The organism is Oleiphilus sp. HI0086 (genome assembly GCF_001635225.1).
Map to the genome: position 1 here is coordinate 1 of NZ_LWFZ01000603.1, position 759 is coordinate 759.

1 protein-coding gene is annotated in these 759 nt (G+C 44.1%); it reads left to right on the forward strand.

Features of this window, described 5'->3' with window-relative positions; genetic code table 11:
- The coding region (locus A3756_RS07225) for a lipase secretion chaperone (protein WP_156490346.1) at positions 1-656 on the forward strand (656 nt) is incomplete at its 5' end.
- Between the last annotated feature and the right edge of the window lie 103 nt (positions 657-759).

Sequence of the window (759 nt, forward strand, 5' to 3'; positions counted from 1 at the left end):
TGTCTGGCGAAGCAACGATGAAAGCCCAGGAAATAGCAGACAATTATCTGCTTTATAAAGGCAACCTGAGTACAGAGCAATTTGCAATGAACACAGACTTCAGTCAGCAGGAAAACCTGACAATGCTGCGCTCTGCGCTTGATGATAAAAAAAACACACATCGACAATACCTCGGTGAAGAACTAAGTGAAGCCTTGCTCGGTCACGAAGAACGTTATGATGACTATTCTTATCAGCGCTTACTGATCAACAGCGACAGTTCACTAAGCGAGCAGGAAAAAGATCAGCTGATGGCTCAGGCCGAAAGCCAACTGCCCAGTAAGATGGCTCAAGGCATGCGCTATAAGCGCGAAGAAAAAAAGCTCACCGCACAAATAAACAGGCTTAAGAATCAGTCTGACACGGCTGAAGAAATCTTCGATTTAAGAGCTAATTTCTATGGAGAAAAGATCGCACAAAGAATGGCCTACCTAGAATCCAATACGCCACAGTGGCAAGCTCGCCTAACAGAATTCTACCAACAACGGCAAGATATCCTAGACTCAAATGAATTAAGTGACGAAGCCAAAAAACTCGCCTTACAAGAAGCCAAAGATAATGCCTTCACCAGAAAAGAACAGATCAAGCTCGCCGTACAATCGATACGGGGAGCATAGAGAGCTTGTAATTGGATAATAGCGTGCCGACTAGACAGATCGCGGACTTTCTTTAATTGTGCAATTTCTCCCTGCCTCTTTTGCTTTATAAAGCAAGTCATCC